Raw genomic sequence first — 23659 nt, 5'->3', positions numbered from 1 at the left:
GCCCGCCGCACGGGACCGGCCCCGCGAGCACGCCAGGCGGCTCACGGGACCGGCCCCGGATCGGGCGTGCGGGTCAGTGGCGGGGCTGGTAGCTCTTCGGCAACCGCATGCCACGCTCGGCCATGATCGCCCGGACCCGGTTGGGGTAGTTGGTGATGATCCCGTCGACGCCCATGTCCATCAGCGCGGACACGGTGGCCGGGTCGTCGCAGGTCCACGGAATGATCTTCAGGCCCCGGGCGTGCGCCTCGGCCACCATGGTCGCGTCCGGGTAGAAGCGGAAGTTCGGGTCGCTGATGGTCCCGTTCTGGGGGAATCCGTAGTTGGGCGACAGGGCGGTGACGCCGGAAATGGCCGCGGCGGCCTTCACGAAGTCACCGTCGTAGTCGTCAGCGTCGATCCCGCCCAGCCAGGGGGACGCGCCCGGCTGGCCGACCTGGAGAAAGTCGTAGTTCGTGAGGGCCACCAGCGGCCACTTCGGCGCGAGCCGGTGCATCTGGCTCAGCGCGCCCCAGTCGAGCGACTGGATGGTGACCTGCTTCTCGATGCCGGAGGAGTGGATCTCCTCGAAGACCCGCCGGACGAACAGCTCGCGAGGCGCGGTCTGCTCGGGCGCGCCCGGTCCTTGATGTACTTGCCGACGTACGGGTACATCGGGTCACCGGCCGTGACCGGTGCGGTGTCGGCGCACTTCTGAGCGCTGATCTGGCGGTCGTGGTTGACGACCACCTTCTGGTCCTTGGTGATCTGGGTGTCCAGCTCCAGTGTGGTGACACCGAGACGCATCGCCTTGCCGAAGCCTTCCAGCGACTCCTCGGTGGTCATGCCGATGCCGCCGCGGTGGGCTTGGAGGTCGAAATGGGTCTTCCGGGGGTGCGGCGCGCTGGCGCTGTCGACGGTTGACGCGTGCGCGGCCACCGGAGCGGCGAGCGCGGGCAGAACGGCAAGGCCCGCCAGAACGTGACGCAGGGACATGGTGCAAACCTCAGCTCTTTCAGGTGCAGATGCCCTGGTGAGGCTAGGTGGGAGGCGATCCGGCGCGATGACCTCGCCACAAGCGGGGTGTGAACGCTCGCCGAACCCTCGACGGCCGTGGCCGCGACACGACGGACCTGACGGGCAGCGCGGCCGCGCCGGGAGTTCACCGACGGCCACCGGATCGTCGCGGTGGCCGTCGGCGAACGTGGGCGCTAGTTGCCGAGGGTGACGTGCAGGACGCGTTCGTTGCTGTTGTTCGGGGTGCTGTCCTTGTCACCGGTGTTGGTGGTGGTGAGCCACAGTCCCCCGTCGGGCGCCGGCTCCACCGTCCGCAGCCGGCCGTAGGTGCCACTGAAGTACGTCTGCACGTTCGTCAGGCTGCTGCCGCTGATCACGGCGCGGTACATCCGCGTGCCGCGGGCGCAGGCGACGTAGAGCGCGTCGCGCACGATCGCGATGCCGGAGCAGGAGCCCTCGGCGGTCGGGTAGGTGCGGGCCGGCGCGATGTAGCCGGCGGTGCCGCAGGTGCCGCTGGTGCCCTCGCAGGCCGGCCAGCCGTAGTTGCCGCCTCGCGTGATCAGGTTGGTCTCATCCATGATCGAGTTGCCGAACTCCTGCTCCCACAGGCGGCCCTGCGAGTCGAACGCGAGCCCCTGCGGATTGCGGTGCCCGTAGCTCCACACGTAGTTGCCGAACGGGTTGTCCGCCGGGACGCTGCCGTCCGGGTTGAAGCGCAGGATCTTGCCCTCAAGGGTGGAGCGGTCCTGGGCGTAGGCGCCGTTCTGCGCGTCGCCGGTGCTGGCGTACAGCTTGCCGTCCGGGCCGAACCGCAGGCGACCGCCGTCGTGGAACTTGTTGCGCCGAATCCCGCTGAGCAGGACCTGCTCGCTGGCGGTGGTGAGCCGGTCGTTCTCCATCTTGATCCGGACGACCCGGTTGTCGCTGGGCGAGGTGTGCATGATGTAGAGCCACCGGTCGCTGGCGAAGGTCGACGAGATCGCGAGACCCAGCAGGCCACCCTCACCGTCGGTGCTCTGCACGTTCGGCACGGTGCCCACTGTGGTCTTCGCCCCCGTGGTGGGGTTGAGATGGATGATGTCGTGCGCGTCGCGGCGGTTGTAGAGGACGGTGCCGTCCGGCAGCGTCACCAGCCCCCACGGGATGTCGGTGTCGGTGGTGACCTGCCGCACCGTGCACACCGGGTTGGCGCAGGTGGCGCCGGTGCTCACCGCGACGGTGCCGCTGCGCGCCGAGGCGTTGTCCTGCCCGTCGCGGGCGAGGACCTGGTACTGGTACGTGGTGTTCGCCGCCAGGCCGCTGTCGGTGAAGGTGGTGGCCGGCGGGGCGCCCGTGACAGTGCCGATCTTCACGCCACCGCGGTAGACGTCGTACGCCCGGACCCCGACGTTGTCGCTCGACGCGGCCCAGCGCAGGGTCACCGTGGTCCCCGACGCGGTGCCGGTGAGCTGCGTCGGCGTGCTCGGCGGCACGGTGTCGGCCTGGCAAGGCGGCGGCGTGATCGTCACGGTGGCGCTGGCCTGCGACACGTTTCCGGCGGCGTCACGCGCGTTGACGTACAGGCCCCAACTCGCTCCGGGGACGACGGTGAGGCTGGCCGACAGGGTGCCGCCGCTCACCGAGGTCATGAGCTGGCCATCGTGATATATGTCGTAGAACGCCACCGCGACGTTGTCCGTCGAGGCGTTCCACGCGAAGGTCACCGAGTTGCAGGTCAGCCCGCTCACCCGAGGGTTGCCGGGCGGTGTGGGTGGCTGACTGTCGGTGCTGCCGAGCGACGACGTCCAGCGCTGGTTGGCCTGCCCGTTGCACGTCCAGAGACCGACCGTCGTGCCGTTGGCGGTGCCCCCGCCGGTCACGTCCAGGCAGAGTCCGGACTGGACACCGACGATGCTCCCGTCGGCGTTGATCCGCCAGCGCTGGTTGGCGCCGCCGGTGCAGCCGTAGATCTGCAGCGCGGCGGGCGCGCTCGTGTCCTGGCCGACCACGTCCAGGCACATCGTCGCGTCGTACACCCGCAACTCGCCGGCGGCGGTGAACGTCCACGCCTGGTTGGCCTGGCCGACGCAGTCGTAGATGTTGATGCCGGCGCCGGGTGTGCGTGAGTTGCCCACCACGTCCAGACACCGACCGGACGCCACACCGACGACGGTCGACGGGCCCGCGGCCGACGCCGGCACGCCGACCGCCACGGCCAGCAGCATCGCCGCGGCAAACGCCGGCACCAGCCGTCGTGGTCTGACTCGGGCGAAGGTTCGCATCCGTCCTCCAAGGTCGGGGCATCGAACGGCCCGACCCCACGCCGGACGACCCAGCGCCCGACCGGACCGACGAGGAAACAACATCGACCATCAAAGATGGATTCGCGACACATGTCAACGATCTCGTTCGATCGAGGACAAACCCGATCAACGAGGTCGTCGTCGAAGTCGGGCGGTACGCGCGGCACCACCGCGGGCGCCCACGGTGATCCGATCCGGCGGCCGGACCGCCCAGCCCGCCGTGCGGGGCGATCCGGCCGGCGGTCAGCTCGCCCTGCGTGAGACCGTTGGCCAAGGTGCGGCCGCCTGCCGTCGCCGCCCGGCAGACCAGGTCGCCGCGAGCGACCCGAATCGACACCCGTCAAGGTCTGTCGATGGCGGAAGTATTGGTAGCACGTCGGCGGACTGTCAACGTTTACCGGAAAGATTGCGGAGCCGCCTGGCGACCCCCGCGCACTTGACGAACTGTCGAGCCTGGCCACGGCCCTGATCAATCTCTCCACAACGGATGCTTCGGCGAAGCCGTTCGTTGATTGGTCGGATCTCCGTCGGGAATTCCGGGAGGTTTCCGGATCACGACCGTCCGGCCGCCCTGAATACCGAGGCGATCAGCCCCACCGCCGCAGCCACCGGATCGCCATTGCGGCGACATCCCGGCTGCTCCGGATCGGTCCGGTGACGCGAGGACAGCTCCGGGTGGCTATCGGCGCGGGTTCCGGAAATTGTTGACGCGTCGGAATTCTCGCTGTAATACTTCGATCCATTCTGGTCGATGCGATCCCGCTTCCGGCGGGTTTCGGTCGATCTCCCCACCCACCACCCACACGTCCGGACCGGACCATGCCGCCCGCACACCGGGGCACGTTCGGACCGGTAGAAGGGGCACAGATGAGCACTGTCTCCGCTGGCACGCTCGTACGGTCGAGGCGACTACGTGCGGCGCTGTCCATCCTCGCCACCGCCGTCGCGACGTGCGGCATCGTCGTCGTGGCCACCGCCACCCCGTCGAGCGCCGCCACCTGCAACGGCTACGTCGGCCTCACCTTCGACGACGGTCCGACCGGCAGCACCAGCGCACTGCTGAACGTGCTGCGCGCCAACGGCGTACGGGCCACCATGTTCAACATCGGGCAGAACGTGCAGAACAACAGGTCGGCGGCGCAGGCACAGGTGGCCGCCGGCATGTGGGTCGGCAACCACAGCTGGAGCCACGCCCACATGACGTCGATGAGTCAGTCCCAGATGCAGTCCGACCTGTCCCAGACGAGTTCGGCGATCCAGTCCGCGACCGGCATCCGGCCCCAGCTGTTCCGGCCGCCGTACGGGGAAACCAACTCGACCCTCCAGTCGGTCGCCTCGTCGCTCGGGATGCGGCAGGTGATCTGGGATGTCGACTCACAGGACTGGAACGGCGCGAGCGTCAGCCAGATCGTGTCGAACGCCAGCCGCCTCCAGGCCGGCCAGGTCATCCTCATGCACGACGGGATCCAGAACACCCGGGACGCCATCGGCCAGATCGTGGCCAACCTGACCAGCCGCAACCTCTGCCCCGGCATGATCTCGCCGTCCACCGGTCGCGCGGTCGCACCCGACGGCGCGACCCCGCCACCGGGCAGCACGACTCCCCCGCCCAGCAGCACGACCCCGCCGCCGTCCGGCGGCAGCTGCACCGCGACGGCGACGACGACGAACGTCTGGGGTGACCGGTACAACACCTCGGTCACCGTCAGCGGCACCAACACCTGGACCGTGGTGGTCGCCCTCACCTCGCCGCAGAAGGTCTCCACCATCTGGAACGGCAGCGCCACCTGGGACAGCAGCGGCAACGTCATGACCGTACGCCCCAACGGCGGCGGCAACACGTTCGGCTTCACCACGATGTTCAACGGCAACAGCAGCGCCCGACCGCAGATCCGCTCCTGTACGGCCGGCTGACACCGCGACGGTCCTGCGTGGCGTCAGCCGGATGCCACGCAGGACCAGAGCCCGTCTTCACTGCCTCGCAGCAGGAGGCGATTCGCTCGAACAGGTGCTCCACCTGGGTGATGCGCAGTACACGCTGGGTGATACCGCCGGCACCCCTGATCGAGAAGCGGGAGCCGCCCCGCTTCGCCCGGTCGGCGGCCAGGAGCAGGACGTGGACCCCTGCGGCGCTGAAGAAGTCGACAGCCGCGAGATCGCAACAGACGTCGGGGTGGCGGTCCAGGGCGTTGGTCAGCGCCGCCCCCAGCAGCGGGGCGGTGTCCATGTCGACATAGGCCGCCGGGGCGACGATCAACCGGTCGGCGGAGAACGCGGCAGACGAGTTGATGGGCTCGGTGTAACGGGCCACGGAGAAGGGCCGTTCCGGGACAGCCGGGCCCCAGAACCCACTCCGGTAGCGACGAGCGAATCGGGTCGATGTCGCCCGCGGAGGCTGGATCGCCATCTCTACCCGGTCGATCATGGGCACACGCCTCCCGTTGGAGATCCTGGACAGGATGGGCGCGTGACTTGACCCAGTCACACCGTAATGAGGATTTCCCCTGGCCGCCAGTGCACTCGTCCCCACACGCCTTGCCCGCCGTGGCGTGACGGCCCAGCCGTGCGGGCCCGCCCCGAGCCGGCCCACCCCGATCACTCGACTGGGTTTTCGGACAAAAAGGCTCATCTCCGAATAACTCTCCCGTAATACCGTGAGTTGCGTGCCACTGAACCAGAGTCGCTCTGGTCGATCGCTGGCGTAACCCACATCGAGAGGATCGGACCATGCGCGACCTATCTCGTCGCGAAGTACTCAAGGCGACGGCGGCCGTCGGCGCGGGGGCCGCGGTTTTCCCCGGCATCGTGGCCGCCGGCGCCCCGGGATTCGCGGCCGACGGCGGCCCGGGGCCGTCTTCCACCGCGGAGTATCCGCCGGCGGAGCTGACCGGCCGCATCGTCCGCCCTCAGGATCCCGGGTACGCGAACGCGAGCCTCGGCTGGGACGAGCTGTTCGTCCGCTACCCGCTGGTCATCGTCTTCGCGCAGAACACCCAGGACGTGGTCAACGCCCTGACCTGGGCGCGGCAGAACGACGTCGCGCTGCGGGTACGCAGCGGCCGGCACAGCCTTGAGGGCTGGTCGAACGTCGACAACGGCATCGTGATCGACGTGAGCGAGCTCAAGTCGACCCACATCGACTACGCGAGCCGCATCGCACGGGTGGGCGCCGGGCTCAACCAGCTGGAGGCGGTCACCGCGCTCGGCGAGCACGACCTCGCGGTGACGACCGGCACGGAGGGAAGCGTGGGCCTGTCCGGCGCGACCCTCGGCGGCGGTCTCGGGTTCCTCACCCGCTACCTCGGGATGGCCTGCGACAGCCTGATCGGGGCGGAGATCGTCGTCGCGTGGGGCACCAACGGCGCCAAGGCGATCGAGGTGGACCTGCACAACCACGAGGACCTGCTCTGGGCCCTGCGCGGCGCGGGCAACGGCAACTTCGGGATCGTCACCTCGCTCACCTACCGGGTGACGCCGCTGCGCAGCGTCGCCTATCTCCAGGCGACCTGGGACGGCCTCGGCGACCTGGAGGAGATCTTCGAGACCTGGCAGCGCGTCGCTCCGTTCACCGACTACCGCCTGGGGACCCAGGTCGAGATCCACAAGTCCGAGATCCTGCTGTTCGCGGTGCTCGCTGACGGTCCGGAGGCGGAGGCGCGGGAGCTGCTGGAGCCGATCCTCTCGATCGGCAATCCCGAGGTCACCGTACAGACCGGGGGCTGGGGCGAGATCTACACGGGCTTCCAGATCCCGACCGAGGACGAGCCCGCCAACTGGAAGTTCTTCTCGCAGTTCTCCAACAGGCCGTTCCCGAAGAAGGCGATCAGCGTGGTCCGCGCCTTCATGGAGGAGGCGCCCACGGACGACAGCAACTTCTTCCTCCAGGCGTTCGGTCGCGGGGCCCAGGCGCACGAACCCCGTGGCGGCTCCGCGTTCCCGCACCGCGACGCGCTCTTCTACTCCGAGCCGGGCACCGGCTGGGGCACCCGCGGGGAGCCGGACAGCGGCGAGGCCCTCACCCCGATCGCCCAGACCTGGATCGCCGAGTTCAGCCAGGCCCTGCGGCCGTACGTCGACGGCGCCTACGTCAACGTGCCGAACATCGGGATGGCGGAGTGGGAGTCGGCCTACTGGGGGTCCAACTTCTACCGACTGCGCAAGGTCAAGGCGAAGTACGACCCGCACAACGTCTTCCAGTACGAGCAGAGCATTCCACCCGCGACCTGCTGAAGCGACGGTCCCGGGCCACGCGTGGGCGTGGTCCGGGGCCGCGTCCGCTCGGCGACGGTCGTGGCTTCTCGCGGCGTCGGCCAGCCGGAGCGAGCGGAGCGGCGCCAACTTTTGCCTTCCGTGAAAAAAGATCAGCTCCTTGTGAAAAAAGCCTCACCCCGGTGAGGATATTCAGATGCGTCGTCTCCCCCAGAGTCTCGGCCGGCTGATCGCAAGCCTGCTCGCGCTCGCCCTCGCCACGGCGGTCACCCTCCTCGCGTCCGCTCAGCCCGCCGCAGCTCACGGGACGCTCGCGATGTCCACTCCCGAGAGCGGCGCCACGGTGCAGGGGCCGTTGACGTCGGTGGCGCTGTACTTCACGGAGAAGGTCGGCGCCAACGCGTACTTCACGGTCACCGCGCCGAACGGCGTTCGTGTCGACAACGGCTGGACGTACGGGGAGCCGAAGACGCTGACCAAGCCGGTGCGGGAGTACTTCCTGGTCGACGGCCAGTTCCAGCCACGCGAGTACACGACGGGGTTTCCGGCGATGGTGTCGGTCGCGCACCTACCGGCGGCCGGCCAGTACTCGGTGAGCTACCTGTCGGTGGCCTCCGACGGTGACGCGGTGCGCGGCACGATGACGTTCCGCTACACCGGCCGGGCGACCACGGCGCCGCAGGGTTGGCAACCGCCGACCCAGCAGCCCGACCCCGCGCTTCTGGCCGCCATCGACCAGCACGCGTCCACGGGGCAGCAGCCGGTGGCCTCGGCGGCGCCCGCCGGATCGCCGAGCACAGCGCAGGCGGCTCCCGCCGTACCCTCGGATGGGCGAAGCGGCCCGGGCGCGCTGCTCTGGGTCGGCGGGGCGGTCGCGGTCCTGGCGGCGGTGGCGGGCTTCGTCGCGTGGCGTCGTCGCTCGTCGACGGCGGGTGGACCGCCTGGCCGGGCCCGCCCGTCGAAGGCTCCGACCGGCCGGGGTGGCCGCGTCGCACCCTCGGCACGCAAGCCCGTCGCCCGCAGGAGCGCGGCAACCGCGAGCAGGAGTGCGGCAACCGCCGCCAAGAACGCGGCAACCGCCGGCACGAACGCGGCGACCGCCGGCGGCGGTCGCGCGGCCGGCGGCAGACAGCGAAGCGCCGCCGTACCCGCGGCGAGCAGGAGCGGCGCGCTCGCCAGCGCGCGGAGTCCGGTCGTCGTTGAGTCCGCGCCGGCGGGACGGCCGGCGCCGTCCGCGCGGGCCCTGGCCACACCGGAGGACACGTCGCCAGCCGACCGGCCGCAGCCCGAGGCGCAGGACAGCGGCGTGGTACGCGGGTCACGGCTGACCAACACCCACCTGGCGCTGCTCGTCGGCGGGCTGGTGGTGGCTCTGCTGGCCGGCTTCGGGCTCGCCCGCATCGGCACCGGCGACGCGTCGCCGGCCGGTGACGCGCGTCGGCCCGCGGCCCCCGCCGGAGTGCCGACCGGCTCCGGGGAGGCCCTGTCGGCCGGGAACGGGCACGACCACGCGCCCGGGACCGGGCCGCACTCGCATCCGGGGGACGTCAGCACGGGTGAGACGCTGGCGACCGGGACGACGGTCAGCGCGGGCGGCTACACGTTGCAGCCCCTAAAGCGGACCCAGCCGCCCGGCGTACGCGCGGACTACCGGTTCCGGATCGTCGGGACCGACCGGCAGCCGGCGACGCGTTTCGCCGTCGTGCACGAGAAGCCGTTGCACCTGATCGTGGTGGGTCGCGACCTGGGCGGCTACCAGCACCTGCACCCGACGATGGCGCCCGACGGCACCTGGAGCGTCCCCCTGACACTGGCCCGGCCGGGTGGCTACCGCGTCTTCGCCGACTTCTCCGTCAGCGCCCCCGACGGTCGACAGGTGCCCCTCGTGCTGGGCGTCGACCACCACGTGCCGGGCGCGTACGCCCCGGCCGCGTTGCCACCGGCCCAGGCGCAGGCGACGGCCGGACCGTTCACGGTGTCGATGACCGGGATGCCCACCGCCGGGGTGACGGCGCCGGTGCGATTCCAGCTCACGCGCACCGACGCCGCCGGGCCGGTCCAGCCGCAGCGGTACCTCGGCGCGTACGGGCACCTGGTCGTCGTTCGCGAGGGTGACCTCGGGTACGTGCACGTCCACCCGGAGCAGGAGCTCGTCGACGGCGCGGTCGCGTTCTGGCTGACCGTCCCCAGCTCCGGCCGGTACCGGGCCTTCTTCGACTTCCAGGTCGACGGGAAGGTCCAGACCGCCGAGTACACGATCAACCTGCCCTGACAGCTGGCCCACCCGGCCACGACACGCGTCGATGGTGTTGTGATGAGCACAGCATCGGCTCGGGGATTTGTCCGGTTCCGCCGCTCTGTTCCCCAGGTTGGTGGAACGATGGCTGTCGTGGGAACTGCCGATACTGCCATGCCTGCCATCTCGCCGCTTGCCGGTGAGCCGATCAAACGCGCGGATGCCGAGCGGCTCGCGGGGGTGCTGAAGGCGTTCGCCGATCCGGCCCGCCTGCGACTGCTCAGCCTGATCCAGGCCGCCCCGGAGGGCGAGGCCTCGGTCACCGACCTCACCGCGCCGCTCAACCTCTCTCAGCCGACCGTGAGCCATCACCTGCGGATTCTCACCGAGGCCGGTCTGATCGAGCGCGAGAAGCGCGGCGTCTGGGCGTATTACCGCATCGTGCCGTCGGCGATCGCGGCGATCGCCGACCTGTTGACGCCGCCCCGCAAACGGCCGACGAAGAAGACCCGCTGAGCGACCGCGGCACCGGCTTCGGTGGCGGTCGTCGTCACCGGACCCGGGCGACGGCGCCGTTGAACGACACGTCCTGCACGGACGGACGCGGCTGCGGCGCGTCGTCGGCGTGCCACCGCGCCACGGACACGACGCCGGGCTCGACGAGCTCCAGCCCGTCGAGAAGGGCCGCGAACTGCTCGGTCGTCCGGGCCTGGAACCGGCCGTCGCGGTTGTTGGCTTCGAGCTGAGCGATGGCGGCGGGCGGCAGGTATTCCCAGGTCACGTGCGAGGCGACCACGTAGCTGCCGGACGGCAGCGCCGCGATGAGCCGATCGAGGATGCCCTTGGGGTCCTCGTCGTCGCGGATGAAGTGCAGGATGGCCACCAACATCAGCGCGACGGGTTCGGTCAGGTCCAGTGTCGTGCGCAGGTCGGGATGGGCGAGGATCTTGTCCGGCTCCCGCAGGTCGGCGTCGAGGTAGGCCGTCCGCCCCTCGGGCGCGCTGGACAACAGCGCGCGGGCGTGGGCCAGGACGATCGGGTCGTTGTCGACGTAGACCACCCGTGCCGACGGTTCGATGGCCTGGGCGACCTCGTGGGTGTTGTCGGCGGTCGGGATGCCGGTCCCGATGTCCAGGAACTGCCGGACGCCGTGCTGCGCCAGGAAGCGCACCGTGCGTTGCAGGAACATCCGGTTCTCCACGGCGGCGAGCCGGATGGTGGGCATCGCGGCCGCGAGCGCGTCGCCGGACTCCCGGTCGGCGGCGAAGTTGTCCTTGCCACCCAACAGATAGTTGTACCGACGGGCAGGGTGCGCGACGGAGGTGTCGATCCGGTCGGCCGCCGAAAGGTCTGCACCGCGTGACGTCATCCGGCCTCCCCAGCGCTGCGCGTTCTCCACAAGGTACACACCTCGTCGCCGGTGGGGAGACCCCGTCAGTTGCCGTTCAGGTCGCGCAGCTCTCGACCGTCGCCGATGCACCGCCCGGGTCCGGAGCCGGGTCCGCACGGAGTACCCCGGCGAGGAGGTCGGCGGTGGTGTGCGCCTGGATGCCGGGCTGCGTGCCGTCGACGAACCGCGCGACGACCGACCGGACGTGGCGCGCGGCGGGTTCGGCGAGGCCGTCGTAGACGGCTTCGAACAGCTCCCGGGCCGGCCGTCGGAGCCATCCCGCCGGCAGCAATTCCAGCGGCAACCGGGGGTCGAGGGTGGAAAACCGGCGGAAGGTGTCCATGACCTCGGTACGCGCCCGCACCGCCGCCGCGCCGTCGACGGCTCCGGATCGCAGCATGGGCACCAGGGGCGTCCACCGTCGCAGGAACTCCTCGTAGTGCCGACCGATCGCCTCGATGTCCCAGGCGTCGATGGGAGCGCGCTGGCCGATCACGTCGAGCGCCGCCTGTCGCCCGCGAAACACCGTGACGGCGCCGAGGGTGAACCGGGCGAGCTTCGCCCTGCCCTGCGCGCCCAGTTCGTACGGCGAGATCCACAGCCCGTCGTACAACGGCGCGAACCCGAGCCAGCGGAGCTGGCCACGCAGGGCCCGCCGCTGGGTGCTGTGATCCTGCGGCAGGGAGAAGGCGACGAGGGTCCAGCATCCGTCCCACGCCGTGACCTCGGTGGTGGCGGCCAGGATCCACCTGCCTCCGCTGGACAGGTTCGCGGCGGCGGCGCGGCTGATCCGGTAGGAGCTGCGCCGTCCCTCCCGGCTGCCCTCCAGCACACCCCGACGGGCCAGGCGGCTGATCGCGGCGCGCGCTCCGGCCGTGCTCACCCCGGCCTCGGCGAGCAGTGCGACGAGGGCGGCGGAGGGGATCCGCGCGCGGTTCCGCAGGGTGTAGTCGGCCAGCAGGGTCACCGCGAGATCCTGCGGCGAGCTGCCGGCCTGCCGCCGGGGCAGCCGCGGCGGGTCGTCCCCGTCGTCGGGATAGATCTCCTCGATGGTGAAGGGGCTTGCCACAGGCGCTCCCGGCTCGGCTCAGGGACGGTGCACCGACTGTAGACGGAGGGCCCGTGCCGCCGGGCCCGTCGCGGCGGGCACGACCACGCATGCAATTGAGGTACGTCGATTGACACTTCGGCGACCGCGAGGAACACTATCTGCTACGCGACGCCGCACGGAGCCGGGCACCGGGCAAGCACACGTAGTGGGCGAGGCGCGATCACCACGGGCAGTCGGGCGCACCCGTGACCGCCCCGCGACCACACGCAACCCGCACAGGTGATCGAAGGAGTCGTCCCCGTGAAAATCCGAAGGAAACTGCTGCTCGCCCTGGTCACGTCGCTGGCGGCGGCCGGCCTGGTGGCACCCGCGCTCCAGCCCGCGTACGCCGCGTCGCTCACCGAGGTGACCAGCTTCGGCGACAATCCGGGCCGGATGCGCATGCACGTCTACGTGCCCGACACCCGCCCGACCAGACCCGCGATCGTGGTCGCCATGCACGGCTGCGGAGGGTCGGGCCCCGGCTTCTACTCCGGCAGCGAATTCGCCGCCCAGGCCGACCGGTACGGGTTCATCGTGATCTACCCGACGGCCACCCAGCAGGCCGGCTTCGGCAACTGCTTCGACACCTGGTCGGATGCCGCCAAGCGCCGCGGCGGCGGCAGCGACCCCGTGTCGATCATCTCGATGATCCGCTACGCGCAGCAGCAGTACGGCGGCGACCCCGACCGGGTGTACGCCACCGGCAGCTCGTCCGGCGGCATGATGACCAACCACATGCTGGCGTTGTACCCCGACGTGTTCAAGGCCGGCGCGGCGTTCATGGGGGTCCCCTACAACTGCTTCGCCAACGCGGCGGACTATCCGCCCGGGAGCAGCCAGTGCACCGGCGGGAACATGAACCGCACGCCGCAACAGTGGGGTGACGCGGTCCGGCAGGCCTACCCCGGCTACTCCGGCCCCCGCCCGCGCGTGCAGTTGTGGCACGGCACCAGCGACACCCTCGTGCCGTACTCGCTGCTGCAGGAGACCATCGAGCAGTGGACCAACGTGTTCGGGCTCAGCCAGACACCCACCTCGACCGACACGCCGCAGACCAACTGGAACCGGCGTCGGTACGCCGACGCGAGCGGGACCGTCCAGGTCGAGGCGTACAGCATCCAGGGCGCCGGGCACAGCCTGCCCGCCGGCGGCATGGCCGCTGCCGCCGTCGCCTTCTTCGGCCTGACCGCCCCGCCGAACCCGACCACGCCGCCCCCGAACCCGACCACGCCGCCGCCCAACCCGACCACGCCGCCGCCCAACCCGACCACGCCGCCGCCCAACCCGACCACGCCGCCGCCGAACCCCACCACGCCGCCGCCGAGTTCCGGCGCGTGCCGCGTGAGCGTGGCCATCAACGCCTGGAACACCGGCCTGACCGAGAACCTCACCATCACCAACACCGGCGCCAGCCCCGTCAACGGCTGGTCGCTCGTCTTCACCCTGCCCGGCGGGCAGAGCGTCACCTCGGGCTGGAACGCGACCTACTCCCCCGCGTCCGGCCAGGTGACGGCCCGGAATGTCGCCTACAACGCCAGCATCCCGCCGAGCGGATCGGTCACCATCGGCTTCCAGGCCACCCACACCGGCAACACCGCCCGACCGAGTTCGTTCACTCTCAACGGCGCGACCTGCACGATCGCCTGACCGCGGGCGATCCCCGACGTCCACCCGGGCCGAGCTGTCCGAGCCCGTACGAGATCGAGCCGGCCCCGTCGCGGCAAGCGACGGGGCCGGCTCGGACCAGGCGTCGGGCGGCCGGCGAGATGGGTGGCCGAGTCGCCTAGTTTCCCGCGGGCACCTGGTCCTTGACGTCGTCGTAGCCGACCGCGCCGGGCGCGTCGGTCGGCGCGTAGATCACGCGGAGCACGCCCGTCGGGAACACCTCGGTCGCCATCACCCGCAGGTGGTACGGCGTGTCGCCGTCGTCGAACAGCCTGCGGCCCTTGCGCGCCGCCACCGGGTGCACCAGCAGACGCAGCTCGTCGACCAGCCCGGCGGCGAGGAGCTGCTGCACCACGGAGATCGACCCGGGAATGAGGATGCCCTTGATCCCGGCGTCGGCCTTGAGCGCGGCGACGGCCGCCGGGAGATCGCCGTCGATGACCTCCGAGTTGCGCCAGGAGAACTCCAGCGGCTGGCGGGAGACGACCACCTTGCGCACGTCCCCGAGCTGCTTGGCGAACCCGGCGTCCTCGCCACCCGCCGCCTCCCGGTCGGGCCAGGCTCCGGCGAAGCTGTCGTAGGTCACCCGGCCGATGAGCAGCACGTCGGACGTGTCGTAGTCCTCGGTGACGGCGCGGCCCATGTTGTCGTCGAAGTACGGGAAGTGCCAGTCGGGGTCGATCTCGGCCACGCCGTCGGCCGAGATGAACAGCGTGGAGATGACCTTCGCCATCGCGGTGCTCCTTCACGTGAGGTGCTGTCGGCAGATAGACGGGCACAGCATCCCAAACTCGTCGGCCACCCACCGCCCCTCGAACCGCGCGCCGCCGACCGAATCCGCCGAGAACGGCGGAACCGTCGGACGCGGCCGGTAGGTTGCACGGACATGGCCACGCCCGCCGACGTCCGACGCGAACTCGCGAGCCTCGCCGACCCGGTCCGGGCGGCCGGATCGAGCCGGTTCCTCCAACTGGGCCCGGGCGGCTACGGCGAGGGTGACCGGGCGATCGGGGTTCCCGTACCCGAACAGCGGCGGGTGGCCGCCCGGTACTGGCGCGATCTCTCCCTGACCGGCACGGCGGAGCTGCTGACCAGCGACGTGCACGAGGAGAGGTTGACGGCACTGTTCGTCCTGGTCCGCAAGTTCGCCCGGGGCGACGAGGAGGAACGGGGCCGCGTCGTCCGCCTCCTGCTGGACAACACCGACCACATCAACAACTGGGACCTGGTGGACTCGTCCGCCCCGTACATCCTCGGGCCGTGGCTGATCGACAAGGACCGGAGCGTCCTGGATCGCCTGGCCGCGTCGGACCTGGTGTGGGACCGGCGCATCGCCATCATGGCGACCTTCGCCTTCATCAGGATCGGTGACTTCGACTGGACGTTCCGCCTGGGTGAACGGCTCCTGCACGACCCGCACGACCTGGTCCGCAAGGCGGTGGGCTGGATGCTGCGCGAGGTGGGCAACCGCGACCGGGCGGCCGAGGAGGAGTTCCTGGCCCGGCATCACCGGGTCATGCCGCGCGTCATGCTGCGGTACGCGATCGAGAAGTTCGAGCCGCAGCGACGCAGAGACTACCTGTCCGGGCTGGGCTGACGGGCCTCCCGTCTTCGGCGGCGGCAGGACGCGGGCGAGCCCCGGTCGATCGCTGACGGATCGGCCGGGGCTCGTCGGTGAGCGCAGGATCAGGCGAGATCGAACCGGTCGAGCTCCATGACCTTCGTCCAGGCCGCGACGAAGTCCTGCACGAACTTGTCGCGCGCGTCCTGGCTGGCGTAGACCTCGGCGAGGGCCCGCAGCTGGGAGTTGGAGCCGAAGATGAGGTCGACCGCGGTGGCGGTCCACTTCACCTCGTCGGTGGCCAGGTCCCGGATCTCGTACACGTGCTCGTCGGACTTCGACGCGCTCCACCGGGTGCCCGGGGAGAGCAGGTTGGCGAAGAAGTCGTTGGTGAGCACACCGGGCCGGTCGGTGAGGACGCCGTGCTGGCTGCCGCCGGTGTTGGCGCCGAGCGACCGCAGACCGCCGACGAGGACGGTCATCTCGGGCGCGGTCAGGTTCAGCATGTAGGCACGGTCGACGAGCAGCACCTCCGGCTGGGTCTTCTCACCCGGGCGCAGGTAGTTGCGGAACCCGTCGGCGCGCGGCTCCATGACCCGGAAGGACTCGACGTCGGTCTGCTCCTGGGTGGCGTCGGTGCGGCCCGGCCGGAACGGCACGGTCACCTCGACACCCGCGTCGCGCGCCGCCTTCTCGACCGCTGCCGAGCCGGCCAGCACGATCAGGTCGGCGAGCGAGATCCTCGCCCCACCGGCGGCGTTGAACTCCTGCTGGATGCCCTCCAGGGTGCTCAGTACCGACGCGAGCTGCTCGGGCTGGTTGACCTCCCAGTTGCGCTGCGGCTCGAGGCGGATCCGCGCGCCGTTGGCGCCACCGCGCTTGTCGGTGTACCGGAAGCTCGCGGCAGAGGCCCAGGCGGTGGAGACCAGCTGGTCGATGGTGAGACCAGAATCCAGAACCTTGGCCTTGAGGGCGGCGATGTCGGCGTCGCCCACCAGCTCGTGGTCAACGGCCGGCACCGGGTCCTGCCAGAGCTGCGGCTCGGCCACCCACGGCCCGAGGAAGCGCTCGATCGGGCCCATGTCGCGGTGCAGCAGCTTGTACCACGCCTTGGCGAAGGCCAGCGCGAACTGGTCGGGGTTCTCCAGGAAGCGGCGCGAGATCTTCTCGTACGCCGGGTCGACGCGCAGCGACAGGTCGGTCGTGAGCATCGTCGGCCGGTGCTTCTTCGACGGGTCGAAGGCGTCCGGGACGATCGCCTCGGCATCCTTGGCGACCCACTGCTTCGCGCCACCAGGGCTCGTGGTGAGCTCCCACTCGTAGCCGAAGAGGATCTCGAAGAAGCGGTTGCTCCACTGCGTCGGCTGGTCGGTCCAGGTCACCTCGAGGCCGCTGGTGATCGTGTCCGGGCCCTTGCCGCTGCCGTGGGTGCTCAGCCAGCCGAGGCCCTGCGCCTCCAGCGGGGCGCCCTCGGGCTCCGCGCCGACGTGGCCGTCGGCGACGCCGGCACCGTGGGTCTTGCCGAAGGTGTGACCGCCGGCGATGAGGGCGACGGTTTCCTCGTCGTTCATCGCCATCCGGCGGAAGGTCTCCCGGATGAAGTGCGCCGCCGCCGCCGGGTCCGCGTTGCCGCGGGGGCCCTCCGGGTTGACGTAGATCAGACCCATCTCCGTCGAACCGACGCCGGCCGCCATCTCCTTCTCGGTGGCGTACCGCTCGTCGCCGAGCCAGGTGTCCTCGGGGCCCCAGAAGATCTCCTCGGGCTCCCACACGTCCTCGCGACCGAAGCCGAAGCCGAAGGTCTTGAAGCCCATCGACTCCAGGGCCACGTTGCCGGCGAGCACCAGCAGGTCGGCCCAGGAGATCTTCTGGCCGTACTTCTGCTTGACCGGCCAGAGCAGCCGACGGGCCTTGTCCAGGTTGGCGTTGTCCGGCCAGCTGTTGAGCGGCGCGAACCGCTGCCCGCCGTCGCCGGCGCCGCCCCGACCGTCCTCGATCCGGTACGTGCCGGAGGCGTGCCAGCTCATCCGGATCATCAGGCCGCCGTAGTGGCCGAAGTCGGCCGGCCACCAGTCCTGCGAGGTGGTGAGGACCTCGACGATGTCACGCTTGAGGGCCTCGACGTCGAGCTTGGCGAACTCCTTGGCGTAGCTGAAGTCCGCACCCAGCGGGTTGCCCTTCGACGAGTGGGCGTGCAACACCGAGAGGTCGAGCTGGTTGGGCCACCAGTCCCGGTTGGTGCGCGGACGACCGCCGGTCTTCGGGGTCGGCGAGTCGATCGCCGGGTTCTCGCTCTCGCTGCCGTGCGCGGTCACCGAGTCGTGCGCGACCGGGCAGCCGGCCGCGGCCTTCTCGTCCACGCCCTGCGCGCTGATGGGTCCGTTGTCCTGGGTGTCGCTCATGTACTTCCTTCCGAACTGGCGGATCACTGGGAGGTGCGAGCGGCCGCGCAACCGGGGCAGGTGCCCCAGTAGACGACCTCCGCCTCGTCGACCACGAACCCGTGGTCATTGGAGGCGGTCAGACAGGGGGCGTGGCCGACGGCGCACTCGACGTCGGCGATGGCGCCGCAGGCGCGGCACACGACATGGTGGTGATTGTCCGCCACCCGGGACTCGTAGCGGGCGGTGGCGCCGGCAGGCTGGATCCGGCGTACCAGACCGGCGTCGGTGAGCACCCGCAGCACGTCGTACACGGCCTGGTGGGACACGGTGGGATGCTCCGCCCGCACCAACGCGATCACCGCGTCGGTGCCGACGTGGGGGTGGTCGCGCAGGGCCGCGAGCACCGCCAGCCGGGGCCGGGTCACGCGCAGCGAGGCGGCTCGCAGTTGCGCCTCGAAGTCGGGCATCACCCGAGGAACACTAGCTCACTATTTTGGAACGGATCAAGTTTTAACCCATCCGGCACGCCGGAGTGGCGGTGCCCCCTCCCGGACCCACTTCCCGCACCTGGTGGTCAAGGTCCGGAAAGTCTTCGGAAATTTCGGCGGCTTCCGGCCGAAGTGAGGTCCGTCGGCGCCCGCAGTCGTATGACGATACCGAACTCTGATTGACTACTGACCTGGCTCGACACGCGTCCCTCCCGCAGGGGGAGCCGAGAGCGATGTTGCCACGGCGTTTCCGGAAATTGTTGACAAGTCGACGACCGGGTTAATACGGTCCCCATCGACGACGCTCAATCACCGTCAGCACCAGCCACCACGGCCCACTCCTCCGGTCGTCGTGCAGGACGACCGGCCAACCACCACCACGCGGCACGACGCCGTGGCCGTTACGAGGAGGAACCACCCACATGACCGACACCAGCCACACCCCCACCAGGCCAGGGAGGCGCGGCCGAATCCGGTTGCTCCTGGGCGCCGCCTGCGCCGCCGTCCTGGCCATCGCCGGCACGGTGACGGCGACCAACGCGTACGCCGAGGCCGACCGGACGCTCACCTCGAGCCTGACCGGCACGCACAACGGCTACTACTTCTCCTTCTGGAAGGACGGCGGCAACGCCAGCATGACGCTGCGCGCCGACGGCCGGTACTCCAGCAGTTGGGACCGCAGCACCAACAACTGGGTCGGCGGCAAGGGCTGGGCCACCGGCTCGCGGCGGACGGTCAGCTACTCGGCCAACTACAACCCGGGGAACAACAACACCTACCTCGCCCTGTACGGATGGACGCGCAACCCGCTCATCGAGTACTACGTGGTGGAGAACTTCGGCAGCTACAACCCGAGCAGCGGCGCCCAGCGGCTGGGCACGGTGACCACTGACGGCGGCACCTACGACATCCTGCGCAGCCAGCGGGTCAACGCCCCGTCGATCGACGGCAACCAGACGTTCTACCAGTACTGGAGCGTCCGTCAGAACAAGCGCTCGAGTGGCACCATCACCACCGCCAACCACTTCGACGCCTGGGCCCGCGCCGGCCTGAACCTCGGCACCAATCACAGCTACCAGATCATGGCCACCGAGGGCTACCAGAGCAGCGGCAGCTCCGACGTCACCGTCCAGGAGGGCGGCGGCGGCAACCCGACCTCCGGACCCACCTCCGGGCCCACCACCGGTAACCCGGGGACCGGCACCTGCAACGCGACGCTCTCCGCCGGTCAGCAGTGGGGCGACCGCTTCAATCTGAACGTCGCGGTCAGCGGCACCAGCAACTGGGTCGTCAGACTCGGACTCGGCGGCGGCCAGAGCATTCAGAACAGCTGGAACGCCTCCGTCAGCGGCACCAGCGGAACCGTCACCGCCAGGCCGAACGGCAACGGCAACAACTTCGGCATAACGATCATGGCCAACGGCAACTGGAACTGGCCGACGGTCAGCTGCGGAACCAGCTGATCCCGACCGACTCCGCGCACCGACACCCGGCCCCGCCGCCGCGCGACGGGGCCGGGTGCTGCGCCTGCCCGATCCGGCGGCCCGCGATGGGACTCCGCGGCCTAGAGGCCCTGCCCGATCTCCACCAGATAGCCGTCGGGGTCGCGGAGGTAACAACGGATCTCCGTGCCGTGGTCCTTCGGCTCGGTGAGGAAATCCGCGCCGCGGGCCTTCCACTCGGTGTAGAGCGCGTGGATGTCCCGGACCCGGACATTCATCGCGCAGCTCAGGGTGTTGGCGTCGACCGGGGCCTTGGCCTGGACCGTCGGCTTGTCGTCCGTCGGGCCGCCCTCGACGTTGATGATGATGTAGCTGTTGAAGAACCTCATGATCAACGGGTTCGCGTCATGGACGCACGTCGCCCCGAACACCCGCTCGTAGTATTCCCGCGACCGATCGATGTCGCGGACGATGAGCAGCGTCGCCAGGAACATGCCGTCTTCGGGCTCGAAATAGTCGGGAGCCGGGTTGGCCAGCGTCATAGCCACCTCTTCGTCGCCTGCCTCCGCTGCACGGGCGGCGACGGGGTTCCCGCCAGGGTCGGGCCGAAACCGGGAACGGCGCGGGAGATCACGAGTACATCAGGTGCAGCGTCATCCCGGCGTCGGCGTGCCCCAGGTTGTGGCAGTGGTTGGCCCACATCCCCGGGTTGTCGGCTCGGAACGCGACCTCCCACACCTCACCCGGCCGGACGTCGAACGAGTCCAGCCACAACGGACTTCCGATCGCCGCCTTCCGGGTGCGGGACAGCACGAGAACGTGGTGGCCGTGCAGATGCCACGGGTGCACGGTCTGCGACCGGTTGACGATCGTGAAGCGGACGACGTCGCCGCGGCGGACGACCTGCGGCGGGATGTCCGGATCGGCCGCGCCGTTCACGGTGTGGGCGTATCGCGGGAGCAGTCCGCGCAGGTCGAGACCACGGTCGAGGACGAGGGTGAACTTCCGGTCGAACCGGGCCCACGGCACCGGAGCCGGCACGCCGTAGGTGAGCGGGTCCAGGACGGGCCACCCGCCGGTCGCCGTCGACACCTCCCCGGTGGAGTAGACCACCCGTCCGTCGACGAACAGCGCCACCGGGCTGGCCGGCGCGGTGAACACCAGGTCGTAGCGGCCTCCGGCCGGGATCAGCACGGCGGTGTCCGCGAGCGGCGTCGGACCCCGCAGATCAGAGCCGTCGATCGCGGCGACCCGGAAGGCGGCCCCGGCCAGGGCGTACCGGTGCGTCGTGTTGTCGGTGTTGATCAGGCGCAGCCGCACCGGCACGCCGGCCTCGACCCGTTCCACTCGCGCCGGGGGCAGCGGACGACCGGCCAGGGTGTGCACCGGCACGGTGACGTCGAGGCCGGTCGTCGGCCCCGGGCGCACCACCAGGACGCCGTAGAGGCCCATCCGCACACCGACGTCGGACACCGCGTGGGTGTGGTACCAGTACGTCCCGGCCTGATCGGCACGGAACCGGTAGACGAACTCCTGGCCGGGCAGCACCGCTGCCTGCGTCACCCCGGGCACCCCGTCCTGGCTGTTCGGCACGTCGTACCCGTGCCAGTGCAGGGTGACGCCCCGCCCGATGTCCCGGTTGTGCAGCGTCACCTCCACGACGTCGCCGACGGTGGCGGTCAACTCCGGCCCGGGTACCTGCGCGTTGAACGCCCACGCCGCGACGTCGCGGCCACCCACGTTCACCCTGGCCGTCCCGGCCGTCAGGGTGAACCGCCGAGTGGGTTCGTCGGTGGTCCGGAGCTGCGGATAGCCATGATCATGCGGTACGGCGGGCGCGGCGTCCGTGGCGACGGCCAGCCCGGTTCCGGCCAGCAGGGCCGCGACCGTCACCACGGTGGCCGCCCGGGACACCGTCCGGGACGGGCGCGCGAGGAAGCGCCACGAGACCGCCGCCGCCGTGCCGACCCCGGCGACCGCGAGCAGCCCCACCGAGGCCGACGCCGGATACCCGTGCAGGATCGTCACGAGCAGGGCGCCGCTCACGGCGTACCCGGCGAAGAGGAGCGGGACCGCGACGGACCGGAGGTCGCCCGCGGCCCGCAGCAGCCGCGGCCCGGCGACGACCACCGCGGCGAGCGACAGGGGCGCGGCGATGAGGACCTTCTCCGCGGCGAACCACCAGCCGGCGCGGGCGAGCGCGATCACCGTGAGCGCGCGGCCGAGCGTGGCGAGCAGCGCGACGGCGGCCAGCCCGAGTGCGAGCGGACGGCGCCGGGCGGCCGCCGCGGCGCCGCCACCCAACCATCCGGCGGCGGTGAGGACCGCGAGCACGAGGTCCGCCACGAGCAGCGAGCCGGTGGTCATGCCGGCTCCCCCTCCCGGACGGCCGCGCGGATGTCGCCCACCGGCGCCGGACCACCCAGCCTCCGCGCTGCCCGAAGGACGCCGACCACGACGTGCACCGCGACGATGCCGTTGAGCGCGTGCAACCCGCCGAGGGTCAGGCCGAACGCGGTGCTGACTCCGGCGGCGTCGGTGGAGGCGTTGGCGAGCATGGCGAGAAGCGCCTGCACGACGACGAGGCCGACCGGCAGGATCGCCAGTCCGACGAGTCGGCCCGGCGCCTTCGCCAGCGCGGCGAACAGGGCGGTGAGCAGGGTGAGGACGGGGATGACGGCCATGCCGTTGACACTGTGCAGGGCGTACGCGCCGTCGCCCCCAGGTTTCGTGAACGCGCCGACGGCGGCGAAGACGAACTGGACGGCGAACGCGATGAGCAGCAGGGCGGCGCTGACGACGAATGCCTTACGCATGGTGATCTCCTAGAGGTGCGCCGAGGCCAGGGCCTGGGCGACATGGTCGGTGGCCGTGATCGCCCCGTACGCGACCAGCCGGACGAGGTCGGCGTCGGCGGGGTGCGACAGCCGCCAGAGGGCGACGTCCCCCACGCTGATCGCGCTGGGCGCGAACGCCGCCAGCAACGCGATCCGGGTTCCGATACGGTCCCGGCCGGGCACGTCCCGGACCAGGTCGACGGCCCAGTCGGCGGGCCGGGCCGGGAACCGCCCGTCCTCCCAGCGCACCGTGGCCGTCACGGTCTGGCGGGCCACGTCGCCCAGCAGGTCCCCGCCCCGGGTGGCGGCGGTTCGCAACGACGCGTAGGCGACACCGACCGGGCTGTCCCCCGCCCACGCCGGCGGCGGCGTCGGACCCGCCTCGATGAGCGGGAGACTGCGACCGGGTTCCTTCGGCTCCCGGGCGGCCCTGGCGTACAACCGGCCCCCGACCGAACGCACCAGCGGGGAGCGTTGCAGGCCGCCGGGGAGCAGGTCGGGGTCGAGCAGCGCCGAGACGATCCGGTTGATGAAGTGGAAGGCGAGCAGCGTACCGGTGACCTCCGGGCGGTACGTGCTGCTCCAGTCGGCGGCGCGAGGGCTGCGGCTGGCCTGGGCCCAGCGGGTGAGTTCGGCGTGCCTCGGGTCGGGTGGCGTCCCGCCCCGGGCGACGACCTCGGCCAGAGCGCGCTCGCCCAGGGCGTGCAGCAGCAGCACGTGGGCGTCGACGCAGAACTGACAGCGGTTGGCCCGGGACACGGCCGCCGCGACGAGTTCGCGCTCGACCCGGGACGCGTCCCCGGCGAGCAGGGCCTCGCGCAGCAGCGACCAGGTCGCGGCCAGCACCTCCGGCACGGCCGAGAGCACCTGGAAGGTGGGCAGCGGCCCGAGGAAGTCCTCGCGCGACTGCTGGTAGACCTCCGCGGTGCGGCCGGTGGCCGCCTTCGTGGGGATGGGGGTGAAGAAGCGGTATGTCATGAGGTCGATGCTTGCCGTGGCGGGCTGGGAAAACGTCGTTCCGCCGCAGACACTTGCTCCGCCGCGATACCACCCCCGTGGTACGCCTGATCTACCGC

Annotated in this window: 20 protein-coding genes; 7 read left to right on the top strand and 13 right to left on the bottom strand. The window is 70.8% G+C overall.

Translation table 11 applies throughout. The features are described from left to right. Positions 1-73 precede the first annotated feature (73 nt). The 3 genes from ACFYPR_RS20190 to ACFYPR_RS20180 form a co-directional block, all read right to left on the bottom strand. On the bottom strand, positions 74-529 hold the full coding sequence (locus ACFYPR_RS20190) for a glycerophosphodiester phosphodiesterase (protein ID WP_387261880.1): 456 nt from the start codon (positions 527-529) through the stop codon (positions 74-76). Continuing rightward, positions 502-975: a glycerophosphodiester phosphodiesterase family protein gene (locus ACFYPR_RS20185; protein ID WP_387261530.1), complete on the bottom strand. Its 474-nt coding sequence runs from the start codon at positions 973-975 to the stop codon at positions 502-504. Before ACFYPR_RS20185 ends, ACFYPR_RS20190 begins: the two co-directional genes overlap by 28 nt. A gap of 215 nt (positions 976-1190) precedes the next feature. After that, a complete protein-coding gene (locus ACFYPR_RS20180; protein ID WP_387261527.1) occupies positions 1191-3221 on the bottom strand; it encodes a PQQ-dependent sugar dehydrogenase in 2031 nt (676 codons plus the stop codon). A 924-nt stretch (positions 3222-4145) separates the two neighbouring features. On the opposite strand from ACFYPR_RS20180, the gene ACFYPR_RS20175 reads away from it, so the two are divergent. After that, the gene (locus ACFYPR_RS20175; protein ID WP_354855747.1) at positions 4146-5192 is read left to right on the top strand and encodes a polysaccharide deacetylase family protein; all 1047 of its coding nucleotides are present in this window, start codon (positions 4146-4148) and stop codon (positions 5190-5192) included. Here the strand turns inward: ACFYPR_RS20175 and ACFYPR_RS20170 are convergent. Further along, a complete protein-coding gene (locus ACFYPR_RS20170; protein WP_387261524.1) occupies positions 5140-5703 on the bottom strand; it encodes an STAS domain-containing protein in 564 nt (187 codons plus the stop codon). The two genes, ACFYPR_RS20175 and ACFYPR_RS20170, sit on opposite strands and share 53 nt — an antisense overlap. A gap of 302 nt (positions 5704-6005) precedes the next feature. Here ACFYPR_RS20170 and ACFYPR_RS20165 point away from each other — a divergent pair, with 302 nt between their 5' ends. The 3 genes from ACFYPR_RS20165 to ACFYPR_RS20155 all read left to right on the top strand — a co-directional run bounded on the left by ACFYPR_RS20165 (position 6006) and on the right by ACFYPR_RS20155 (position 10239). Then, positions 6006-7508, top strand: coding sequence for an FAD-binding oxidoreductase (locus ACFYPR_RS20165; protein WP_354855749.1), 1503 nt, complete (start codon positions 6006-6008; stop codon positions 7506-7508). A 175-nt stretch (positions 7509-7683) separates the two neighbouring features. After that, positions 7684-9759 (top strand): copper resistance protein CopC, encoded by a 2076-nt coding sequence (locus tag ACFYPR_RS20160; RefSeq protein ID WP_387261521.1) that lies wholly within the window; start codon positions 7684-7686, stop codon positions 9757-9759. Positions 9760-9867: 108 nt separating this feature from the next. Beyond that, the gene (locus ACFYPR_RS20155) at positions 9868-10239 is read left to right on the top strand and encodes a metalloregulator ArsR/SmtB family transcription factor (protein ID WP_354855751.1); all 372 of its coding nucleotides are present in this window, start codon (positions 9868-9870) and stop codon (positions 10237-10239) included. Positions 10240-10273: 34 nt separating this feature from the next. Here ACFYPR_RS20155 and ACFYPR_RS20150 read toward each other — a convergent pair whose 3' ends face one another. Continuing rightward, positions 10274-11092, bottom strand: a complete 819-nt coding sequence (locus tag ACFYPR_RS20150; protein ID WP_387261517.1) for an SAM-dependent methyltransferase — start codon at positions 11090-11092, stop codon at positions 10274-10276. Positions 11093-11168: 76 nt separating this feature from the next. Continuing rightward, positions 11169-12182: a PaaX family transcriptional regulator C-terminal domain-containing protein gene (locus ACFYPR_RS20145; protein WP_387261514.1), complete on the bottom strand. Its 1014-nt coding sequence runs from the start codon at positions 12180-12182 to the stop codon at positions 11169-11171. A 282-nt stretch (positions 12183-12464) separates the two neighbouring features. On the opposite strand from ACFYPR_RS20145, the gene ACFYPR_RS20140 reads away from it, so the two are divergent. Next, complete coding sequence (locus tag ACFYPR_RS20140) at positions 12465-13853, top strand: PHB depolymerase family esterase (protein WP_387261512.1); 1389 nt, start codon at positions 12465-12467, stop codon at positions 13851-13853. A gap of 136 nt (positions 13854-13989) precedes the next feature. Here ACFYPR_RS20140 and ACFYPR_RS20135 read toward each other — a convergent pair whose 3' ends face one another. Then, positions 13990-14604, bottom strand: coding sequence for a dihydrofolate reductase family protein (locus tag ACFYPR_RS20135; RefSeq protein ID WP_354855461.1), 615 nt, complete (start codon positions 14602-14604; stop codon positions 13990-13992). Positions 14605-14757: 153 nt separating this feature from the next. Here ACFYPR_RS20135 and ACFYPR_RS20130 point away from each other — a divergent pair, with 153 nt between their 5' ends. Continuing rightward, positions 14758-15468, top strand: a complete 711-nt coding sequence (locus ACFYPR_RS20130) for a DNA alkylation repair protein (protein ID WP_387261510.1) — start codon at positions 14758-14760, stop codon at positions 15466-15468. Positions 15469-15557: 89 nt separating this feature from the next. On the opposite strand, the gene katG is transcribed toward ACFYPR_RS20130, so the two are convergent. Both katG and ACFYPR_RS20120 read right to left on the bottom strand, forming a co-directional pair. After that, positions 15558-17834, bottom strand: coding sequence for a catalase/peroxidase HPI (gene katG, locus ACFYPR_RS20125; protein ID WP_387261507.1), 2277 nt, complete (start codon positions 17832-17834; stop codon positions 15558-15560). Positions 17835-17857: 23 nt separating this feature from the next. After that, positions 17858-18286, bottom strand: a complete 429-nt coding sequence (locus tag ACFYPR_RS20120; protein WP_387183546.1) for a Fur family transcriptional regulator — start codon at positions 18284-18286, stop codon at positions 17858-17860. Between the two features lie 440 nt (positions 18287-18726). Between ACFYPR_RS20120 and ACFYPR_RS20115 the strand changes: the two genes are divergently transcribed. Then, positions 18727-19767: a glycoside hydrolase family 11 protein gene (locus ACFYPR_RS20115; protein WP_354855465.1), complete on the top strand. Its 1041-nt coding sequence runs from the start codon at positions 18727-18729 to the stop codon at positions 19765-19767. 101 nt (positions 19768-19868) lie between these two features. Here the strand turns inward: ACFYPR_RS20115 and ACFYPR_RS20110 are convergent, their stop codons facing one another. The 4 genes from ACFYPR_RS20110 to ACFYPR_RS20095 all read right to left on the bottom strand — a co-directional run bounded on the left by ACFYPR_RS20110 (position 19869) and on the right by ACFYPR_RS20095 (position 23561). Further along, positions 19869-20288 (bottom strand): VOC family protein, encoded by a 420-nt coding sequence (locus tag ACFYPR_RS20110; RefSeq protein ID WP_354855466.1) that lies wholly within the window; start codon positions 20286-20288, stop codon positions 19869-19871. Between the two features lie 88 nt (positions 20289-20376). Beyond that, positions 20377-22113: a multicopper oxidase family protein gene (locus tag ACFYPR_RS20105; RefSeq protein ID WP_387261504.1), complete on the bottom strand. Its 1737-nt coding sequence runs from the start codon at positions 22111-22113 to the stop codon at positions 20377-20379. After that, a complete protein-coding gene (locus tag ACFYPR_RS20100) occupies positions 22110-22562 on the bottom strand; it encodes a DUF6220 domain-containing protein (RefSeq protein WP_355066426.1) in 453 nt (150 codons plus the stop codon). Before ACFYPR_RS20100 ends, ACFYPR_RS20105 begins: the two co-directional genes overlap by 4 nt. A 9-nt stretch (positions 22563-22571) precedes the next feature. Continuing rightward, the gene (locus tag ACFYPR_RS20095; protein WP_387261501.1) at positions 22572-23561 is read right to left on the bottom strand and encodes a carboxymuconolactone decarboxylase family protein; all 990 of its coding nucleotides are present in this window, start codon (positions 23559-23561) and stop codon (positions 22572-22574) included. Between the last annotated feature and the right edge of the window lie 98 nt (positions 23562-23659).

Origin of the sequence: Micromonospora sp. NPDC005254, from assembly GCF_042872525.1 — a bacterium.
Taxonomy (GTDB): Bacteria; Actinomycetota; Actinomycetes; order Mycobacteriales; family Micromonosporaceae; genus Micromonospora.
This window is presented reverse-complemented; position numbering and strand designations above follow the sequence as displayed.

Bases quoted from the DNA above. Each gene is read 5' to 3' on its own strand.
- ACFYPR_RS20185 (WP_387261530.1), bottom strand. From the start codon at position 975: ATGTCCCTGCGTCACGTTCTGGCGGGCCTTGCCGTTCTGCCCGCGCTC.
- ACFYPR_RS20175 (WP_354855747.1), top strand. From the start codon at position 4,146: ATGAGCACTGTCTCCGCTGGCACGCTCGTACGGTCGAGGCGACTACGT.
- ACFYPR_RS20170 (WP_387261524.1), bottom strand. From the start codon at position 5,703: ATGATCGACCGGGTAGAGATGGCGATCCAGCCTCCGCGGGCGACATCG.
- ACFYPR_RS20165 (WP_354855749.1), top strand. From the start codon at position 6,006: ATGCGCGACCTATCTCGTCGCGAAGTACTCAAGGCGACGGCGGCCGTC.
- ACFYPR_RS20160 (WP_387261521.1), top strand. From the start codon at position 7,684: ATGCGTCGTCTCCCCCAGAGTCTCGGCCGGCTGATCGCAAGCCTGCTC.
- ACFYPR_RS20155 (WP_354855751.1), top strand. From the start codon at position 9,868: ATGGCTGTCGTGGGAACTGCCGATACTGCCATGCCTGCCATCTCGCCG.
- ACFYPR_RS20150 (WP_387261517.1), bottom strand. From the start codon at position 11,092: ATGACGTCACGCGGTGCAGACCTTTCGGCGGCCGACCGGATCGACACC.
- ACFYPR_RS20135 (WP_354855461.1), bottom strand. From the start codon at position 14,604: ATGGCGAAGGTCATCTCCACGCTGTTCATCTCGGCCGACGGCGTGGCC.
- ACFYPR_RS20130 (WP_387261510.1), top strand. From the start codon at position 14,758: ATGGCCACGCCCGCCGACGTCCGACGCGAACTCGCGAGCCTCGCCGAC.
- katG (WP_387261507.1), bottom strand. From the start codon at position 17,834: ATGAGCGACACCCAGGACAACGGACCCATCAGCGCGCAGGGCGTGGAC.
- ACFYPR_RS20115 (WP_354855465.1), top strand. From the start codon at position 18,727: ATGACCGACACCAGCCACACCCCCACCAGGCCAGGGAGGCGCGGCCGA.
- ACFYPR_RS20110 (WP_354855466.1), bottom strand. From the start codon at position 20,288: ATGACGCTGGCCAACCCGGCTCCCGACTATTTCGAGCCCGAAGACGGC.
- ACFYPR_RS20105 (WP_387261504.1), bottom strand. From the start codon at position 22,113: ATGACCACCGGCTCGCTGCTCGTGGCGGACCTCGTGCTCGCGGTCCTC.
- ACFYPR_RS20100 (WP_355066426.1), bottom strand. From the start codon at position 22,562: ATGCGTAAGGCATTCGTCGTCAGCGCCGCCCTGCTGCTCATCGCGTTC.
- ACFYPR_RS20095 (WP_387261501.1), bottom strand. From the start codon at position 23,561: ATGACATACCGCTTCTTCACCCCCATCCCCACGAAGGCGGCCACCGGC.